Origin of the sequence: Cohaesibacter gelatinilyticus (genome assembly GCF_900215605.1) — a bacterium.
Lineage (GTDB): Bacteria > Pseudomonadota > Alphaproteobacteria > Rhizobiales > Cohaesibacteraceae > Cohaesibacter > Cohaesibacter gelatinilyticus.
In genome coordinates this window covers 505971-513883 of the sequence record NZ_OBEL01000001.1, presented here as the reverse complement: position 1 = coordinate 513883, position 7913 = coordinate 505971, and the positions used below count along the sequence as shown (strand labels likewise).

Here is a 7913-nt window from a genome sequence, read left to right as displayed (position 1 = left end):
TCATAGCAATAATAAAAATAAAAGCCATACAATCTGGAGGTCGGCAAGCGCGATCTACAAGACATGGCAATCCAGATTCCAACGCATGACACACTGGAATTTGACGCCCTGATCTCCCCCACCAGAGATTGCAGCTTGATCGCAATAAAGCGCAATATGGTTAATGATTAGGAAAGATTTTGCTTGTTTTTTTACTTTTTCTACTGCCTTCCAGCGATGTAAAAAACCGTCAAACTTAGTTATATTTTTATACTGAATATATTCATTATTAATATTTTTCAATAACTTACATACAACAAGTATTTCATGAATAACAAATATTGGTATAAGCATGTACAGGCTTAAAAGGTTAACAACAGTGACTTTGTTCATTAATTTTGCAAATCTCAATGCAAAATGACTGATGCTTTACTCCATATTAACCCTAACAAAGACTAAATGCCCTCAATTGCGTAGGAGTCTGTCTGATGTCGGGGCATCGGATATACCGGAACTTAGTGTGGTGGGCACTAGTTATGTTGGTCAAGATTGGTGGCGATAGAGCCCAAGATTTATTCAAATATACAGGTTTGGCGTTAGCATTATCTGCTGCTCTGACTGGATGTGCCTCCAAAGGCTCCAAGTCTATTGATGGCTGCTCAGCCAGTGCTTCCTCACTTTGTGAAACAACCGCAGGGTTACAAGCGCAAGCGATCAGTGAAGGGCTTATCAATCCTCTGGATATCGCCAATAACGCATCCCACACCTCGGCAGCCACAAATGGCGCTGATGCCCTGGTTATTCCAGCATATGGTCCCTCAAAGACGACGCAACCTTCCAAGGCTCGTAAACACCTCATGAGCTTGTCGGATGTTACACAACATACCTTACGCAACAGCCCTGAAATCGGAATCTACGGTGCCAAGACGGAGGATGCCTATCATGGTGTGCGTGTTGCACGCTCGGCTTACAGACCTAACGTCGATCTGAGGGTTGCGGCAGGCTATGAAAATGCTGGCAACAATAATACAATTTCCCGTGGAGCATTTCGTCGCGAAGGTGGTGTCAAGGTCAAACAACGCCTGATTGACTTTGGTAGCACTGGTCAGAATTTAAAGCGCGCAAAAAATCTCTATGATTCCAGTCAGCTAAGATTATTAGACAAAGCTGATGGCGTTATTCTGGAGATTGCAGAAGCTTATCTCAAAGTCATGGAGCAGAGCCGTTATATCGCCAATGGCCGACAAAATGTTAGAGCACATCAGAAATTCTATGAATTGGTGAAGGCTAGTGAGGGCGAAGGCAATGGCACACAGGCTGACGTAGAGCGTGCCTTCTCTCGTCTGGAAAATGCCCGTACCCAGGTCATTGATTTTGAAACCGAAAGACAAAAAGCCATTGGTCGCTTTCGTCGCATTTCCGGTATTGAGCCTGGCAAACTGAAGATGCCACCAAGCTTCAACAAACAGGCCCGCCTGACCCGTGCGGATATTGATCGATTATTGGAAAACAGTCCCCGCTTGCATTCCATTCAAGCGGATTCTCGGTCCTTGGAGGCTCAAATCAAAGCACAGACTTCATCCTTCCTACCAAGCTTGAATCTGGAAGGCGAAGCAAATGCCAAAGAAAATGTCTCAGGTCGCAATGCGGCAACACATGACTATCGCGGTATGGTAGTCATGCGCTGGAATCTGTTTAGCGGTGGCAAGAAATATGCTGTCAAAGATCAGATTGCAGCGCGTTTGAAAGAGAATAAACATCGTTATCGCAAGGCTTATAACGAACTTGAAGAGGATATGATCGAAGCCATTCGCACGATGAAAACCACGCGTAAAAAATCCAAGACAATCAACGATCAGGTTCGCGCCAGCGAGAAAGTTGCCAAGCTCTACACTCAGCAATTCACTGTTGGCAAAAAGCGCCTTCTGGAAGTGCTGGATGCGCAAAAGGATCTGTTTGCTGTGCGCCGGGATCGCATTGCCAATCAGTTCGAACGTTTACGGGCCAATTATCGAGCTCTCCGCCTGAAAGGCAAATTGGTTGAGACCATCACTGGCAAGGAGCTGATGGAGCATATCAGTAAATAGCGCCCGGTCTTGTATCAACCGGACGCCTGGCCACCTCATAAGCTTTATCGCCTATGCGATATGAAATCTGCCTTAGCCCATCCAACGCCGGACTGGAGCATTGGTTTCTTCCAATGGCTGACTGATGATATCAATCAGAGTCGGGCCATCATGCTCGATTGCCTCTTTCAGCACACGTTCCAGATCATCTGGATTTTCCACACGCCAGGATTTCACACCGTAAGCAGCCGCTATGGCCGCATGGTCGGTGCGGCTGAAGTCGACATTGTAGTAACGTGCATCCTTATCAGCATACTGGCTCGCCTTGATCCAACCGAAATTAGAGTTGGAGAACACGATGAAAGTGATATTTGCCCGGGAGCGGCAAACAGTTTCCAACTCACCACAGGTGAAGCCGAAAGAGCCATCTCCCATCATGGCAACAACTTTGGAGCCCGGACGACCATACCATGCACCCAAAGATGCTGACAGAGAATAGCCAAGAGCACCATGCGCCCGGTTGGTGATATAATAACGACCAGGCAAAGGCTGTTCGTAGTAAGCGTTATAATATGGGCAGGAGGTGCCTGGATCAGAAACGACAACGGCATCTTCCGGCAACATCTTGTTCATCGCCTGAATGACGCGCTCAGGGCGAATTGGTGTCTCATTGGACTGAGCAAACTTATTGAAGATTTCGAACTTGCGACGCTTGGCATCGGCCACCAATTGCGCACCACCAAAATCAGAATTCACTTCCGCTTTTCTATCAAGCACGGCATTGACTGCAGCCAGTGAGAGCCTCAAATCACCTACCACACCCACTTCGGTCTGATAATTACAGCCAATCACCATCGGGTCATTGTCAAAGAACAGAACACGGGTTTGGTTGCTGGGTGCTTCCCAGCGGGAAGTGGTTGTGGAACCGGCACGACACCCCATGAAGATTATCATGTCAGCTGCAACCATCTGCTCCCAAGTTTCATCGGTACCACCGTTGGAGCCGACCACACCGAGACTGTTTGGATGCGTGTCCGCCAGTGACCCTTGACCTGAAATGGAGGTTGCAACCGGTATATTCAGGCGGCTTGCCAGACGATCCAGCTCTTCCATCGCACCAGCGATCACAACCCCACCACCACAGACAATCAACGGCCGTTTGGCAGAGAGAATTGCATCAACGGCTTGCTCCGCTGCACCTGGCTCCGGAGCCTGCGGATATGCAGGATAGTTCTGCAGCTTCTTGTCTGCCCAGATATCAGAGACATCAACATTATCATACTGAATATCATAAGGCAGGCCCAAATGAGCCGCGCCAGACCGACCTGTGGTCATGGCGCGGAAAGCCGTACGAACCATTCGAGGGATATGAATTGCCTGCTTGATGACTGTATTCCACTTGGTCAGGGGCTTCATCAGAGCGTCCTGATCCACTTCGGTCAGAGGATATTTGCCGTAAGAAGCAACGGAAATATCGGTCGTAATACCGAGCACCGCATAGGAGCTTTCGCTGGCTTCGATCAGACCTGGCAGAATATAAGTCGCACCGCCGCCAGACGGGCCTTCACAGACACCCACACGACCGGTTACGCGAGAATAGGCATCGGCCATATAGGTCGCGCAGCGCTCGTCGCGCGTCAGAACATGCTGGATCTTGTGATCAAGACGGAGCATGGCATCATAAAATGGCAGGGTCGTATCTCCACACAAACCAAAAACATGCTGGACTCCATGGGCTTCCAGCATCTTAACCATGGCTTCTGCACCATTGATCTGTTCAGTCACTCTGTCACCTTTCCCTATCGATCTTTGCATCAACAAACTGTCTTGCTGTCAAAAACCGTGGCTCATTCTTTGCCTTGTTGCCGTATCTACCAAATTCCATTTCCCGAGCGAGTCGTCTCGCCAGAATTTAGCGATATTCATATCTGTATACAGATTTATATACTATTTTGAACTCAAAGAAAACTCTTGAATCGATCTTTTTTGAGCCTGTTCAGCAAATTATTGAAATGATGGGAACTCTTGCTTGCCGAAACCGCAAGCTTGGCAAAGAAAAAGGTCTGAAAGTCAGACCCTTTTATCATTCTCAGATTAACCCGGTCGCTCAACCGTTTTTGCCGAGCTCGATTGACCTGTTCACCGCAGCGGTCACACCTTTATCCAGCAACGCCGGGAAGCCTTCATGATCATTCATGAGCACTTCCAGCGCTGCAGCAGTCGTGCCATTTGGAGAGGTCACTCCTACCCGTAAATCCGCAGGCGTTTGATCGGACTTCATGGCCAATTGGCCAGCACCCCAAACAGTCGTTTTGGCCAACTTCATGGCAAGCTCGGCATTCAGGCCTTGCTTCTCACCAGCCGCTGCAAGTGTTTCGATCAAGTGGAAGACATAAGCAGGACCAGAGCCGGAAACGCCGGTAACCGCATCCATTTGCCCTTCATTTTGCAGGCGCACTGTATCACCGACCACCGCGACAAAGGCTTCGATCTTGTCAAGTATGTCAGCGCTTACGTGCTGATTACCAATCAAGGCGGTAATGCCACAACCAACTGCTGCAGGGGTATTTGGCATAGCACGTACAATCGGGCTCTTCTCACCCAACAGTGACGCCAATGTTGCCAGCGTAGTGCCAGCAGCGATGGAGAGGAAAACGGTGCTACCATTTCCCAAAGCCTGCAAACTTGGCAATGCGTCATGCATCATCTGTGGTTTGATTGCCAGAATACAGACATCCACATTTGCAGGGATTGAAGCATTCAGGGTAAGACCCTTGTTTTTCAGCCCCTTCAGCCAATCAGACGGATATGGATCATTCACATACACCTGCCCAGGAGGAATGCCAGCCTTCAGCCAGCCATCCAGCATTGCAGATCCCATCTTGCCACATCCCAGCAGCAAGATTGTACCTGCATTCTCCAAACCATTTGTTTGCGCCATTGTTTTGTCCTTTGATCAAAACCGGCGAACCGGCCTCAAGTTCATCACAGCAAATTACAGAAAAAGCGGATCATCCAATTCCAATGGGAAACGCTTTGGCGCCAGACCGGACTGGAACCAGGAAATGAAGGAATAGATGGAATAGACCGGCAGGCCCGTTGCCTTTCTGACATCCGCAGCATAGGGCACCATATTGGTACATTCCAAAACAATGGCGCCGACATCCGGATGTTTTTCAATCATTTCACGACCGGCATCTATCATGTCGAGGCGACAGGCCTCGAAGTCGATTTCCGGGTGGCTATCGAGAATTCCCGAAGTAAATTCCCGCCCTCCTTCCGTACCGATGACCGGAGTATCCAAAGAAACATTCGCCGCTTTCAAATGTTCGTCGGTCAACGTCGACTTGGAGATGGTAATCACACCAACCCGTTTGGAGCTTGGCAACAGAGGTTGGATCATTGGAACCTGCATCAGAGATGACGTTGCCACCGGTACTTGCACAGCTTCTGCGACCTGATCCTGAATTAAGGACAGGAAACCGCAATTGGTCGTGATGCCGTCCACTCCGGACGCTACGAGATCCTCAGCTTCCCGAATGAAAAGATCTGCCAGTTCACGCGCATCAGAGCGCACGATCTTATCTGGCGATGCCCCACGCACAAGGCGATATTGTACAGGGAAATCCCAAGTCAGAGCATTTCCGATATCACCAGGAATACGGGGAAATGTTGCGTCGAGCATAAGAATTCCGACCGAGGCACCATAAATACCTTTGCCGCCTTTAAGAATTGTCATCTTTCTTCTTTCTACCACGGACCAAAATGTGGTGAGAGCTGATTTTCCGAATGGTTATTCTTTGTTGCAGATGAGAGCTCGAAGTGGATCTTGCTCATGCGCGAATCTACAATCCCGGCGGAACATAGAGCTGGGAAAACGCAGTGCGAACCGCGTTGGTCGTTTCTTCGCTGCGTTTGGTGATATGTTTGCGTATTACCGTGACGGCTTTTTCCTCATCACGAGATTTGAGTGCATCCAGTATCGCTTTGTGATCGGATGAGCTCTTGGTCTCTCTCCCCACCATATCGATACAGCGGACATAATGGATACGCGCATTGATATTGGCGAGCATGCGCTCCAACTCTTCATTTCCGGATAGCATAGCCAAACGCAAATGGAATTCTTCATCCAAGACAACAATATCTTTGGCAGCATCTTTCTGATCATAAGCTGGTAATGTTTGTTCCAGAAATGCTTCCAAATCGACAATATCTTCTTCGGTCGCGCGCGTTACTGCCAAACGGATAGCTTCGCTCTCGATGGCGACACGCACCTCATACAGGCTCTGCACCTTGTCCGGACTGAGTGTGCGACAGAAGAAACCGCGACCATTTTCGAAATACAGAAATCCTTCTGCAACCAGACGATTCAATGCTTCACGCAGAGGCGTGCGGCTTGCACCCAATTCCTTGGACAAGGCACTTTCATTGATCCGCTCACCCGGCATGAATTCAAAATTGATCGCCATCTGGCGTACTTTTGAATAGATTTTATCTACGCTGCTTGAGAGCCCGCTCATTGACTCTCCCCTTTCTGTTGGTCGCATTTTTTTGGCCCATGGAAATCACCCAGCTTTGACTTGCAAATTGAACGATCCATAGCCCTGCTGTGCCCAAAAACCGAGGCTTTGGCAAGTGTCTTTCCTCAATGCCCGTCCAGATTCGACCATCGCACAGCATTTATTCTGAATACCAAATTGTACACAGCGCCATGAGCATGTCAATCCAACACTGACATATGACTGTGTGCGACCGGGAAATACTGGAGTATTTTGAATGAAACTCCAGTCATTCGAATTCCTCCAAGCCTTGTTTCGAAGCATATTGTCATCTGAAAATCACACATATCTTTCCGGAATACGCTCCAAGGCAGAATGAAGTAGGAAATGATCCCGAGATATCAAAAAACCCGGTAAGGAATTCCTTACCGGGTTCAGAATTTTCAGGTTATCAGCCCTGCTTACAGCACTATTCACAATCACTGTATCGCGAGTAGTGCTTCAACTTTTTGGGAACACGTTCTAATCAACGAATGCACGTTCCACCACAAAGGTAGATGGACGGGCATTTGAACCTTCTTCCAGGCCGAATGATTCCAGAACAGCCTTGGTGTCGTTGAGCATATCCATGGAACCGCAAATCATGCCACGATCTTCCTCAGGATTGATCTTCGGCACCCCCAGATCTTCAAACAATTTGCCGGAAGTCATCAGATCAGTAATACGACCCGTCCGCGGAAACGGCTCCCGGGTCACCGAGGTATAATGGATCAGTTTCTCAGCCGCGAATTCACCAATCAGAGGGTCGGTTTTGCATGCTTCTACCAGTTCTTCGCCATATTTCAATTCGGCAACTTCACGACAAGTATGGGTCAGAATAACCTGATCGAACTTCTCATAGGTCTCCGGATCACGGATCAGAGATGCAAAAGGTGCAATACCGGTGCCGGTGGAGAACATATACAAACGCTTACCCGGAATCAGAGCATCATTTACCAGAGTGCCGGTTGGCTTCTTGCGCATCAAAACGGTGTCACCGACCTTGATTTTCTGCAAATGCTCAGTCAGAGGGCCATTTGGCACCTTGATTGAGAAGAACTCGACCTCTTCATCCCAACTTGGGGATGCGATGGAGTAAGCACGAAACACCGGGCGCTCTGCGTTTGGCAAACCGATCATCACAAACTCACCAGAGCGAAAACGGAAGCTGGCGGGACGTGTGATACGGAATTTGAACAACCGATCCGTATAATGCTTTACTTCTGTTACGGTTTCGGCGAAGCAATTGGTCGGAATCGGGAAGGCCGGCGCGCTGGCTGGAGCTGCTGCTGATGCGACCTCAACATGGTGTGTCATCGGGTTCTCCTCT

General features: G+C 48.8%; 7 protein-coding genes. 1 reads left to right on the top strand and 6 read right to left on the bottom strand.

Translation table 11 applies throughout. From position 1 onward, the window contains the following. Positions 1–54 precede the first annotated feature (54 nt). A complete protein-coding gene (locus tag CRO57_RS02375) occupies positions 55–372 on the bottom strand; it encodes a hypothetical protein (RefSeq protein ID WP_097151794.1) in 318 nt (105 codons plus the stop codon). Between the two features lie 143 nt (positions 373–515). Between CRO57_RS02375 and CRO57_RS02370 the strand changes: the two genes are divergently transcribed. After that, positions 516–2066, top strand: coding sequence for a TolC family protein (locus CRO57_RS02370; protein WP_170955918.1), 1551 nt, complete (start codon positions 516–518; stop codon positions 2064–2066). Positions 2067–2138: 72 nt separating this feature from the next. On the opposite strand, the gene CRO57_RS02365 is transcribed toward CRO57_RS02370, so the two are convergent. The 5 genes from CRO57_RS02365 to CRO57_RS02345 form a co-directional block, all read right to left on the bottom strand. Continuing rightward, a complete protein-coding gene (locus CRO57_RS02365) occupies positions 2139–3830 on the bottom strand; it encodes a thiamine pyrophosphate-binding protein (RefSeq protein ID WP_097151792.1) in 1692 nt (563 codons plus the stop codon). Positions 3831–4152: 322 nt separating this feature from the next. Continuing rightward, on the bottom strand, positions 4153–4986 hold the full coding sequence (gene proC / locus CRO57_RS02360; RefSeq protein ID WP_097151791.1) for a pyrroline-5-carboxylate reductase: 834 nt from the start codon (positions 4984–4986) through the stop codon (positions 4153–4155). Between the two features lie 54 nt (positions 4987–5040). Then, positions 5041–5784: an aspartate/glutamate racemase family protein gene (locus CRO57_RS02355; RefSeq protein WP_097151790.1), complete on the bottom strand. Its 744-nt coding sequence runs from the start codon at positions 5782–5784 to the stop codon at positions 5041–5043. A 106-nt stretch (positions 5785–5890) separates the two neighbouring features. Further along, the gene (locus CRO57_RS02350) at positions 5891–6565 is read right to left on the bottom strand and encodes a GntR family transcriptional regulator (protein WP_097151789.1); all 675 of its coding nucleotides are present in this window, start codon (positions 6563–6565) and stop codon (positions 5891–5893) included. Positions 6566–7066: 501 nt separating this feature from the next. Beyond that, positions 7067–7900 (bottom strand): ferredoxin--NADP reductase, encoded by an 834-nt coding sequence (locus CRO57_RS02345; protein ID WP_097151788.1) that lies wholly within the window; start codon positions 7898–7900, stop codon positions 7067–7069. Positions 7901–7913: the final 13 nt, after the last annotated feature.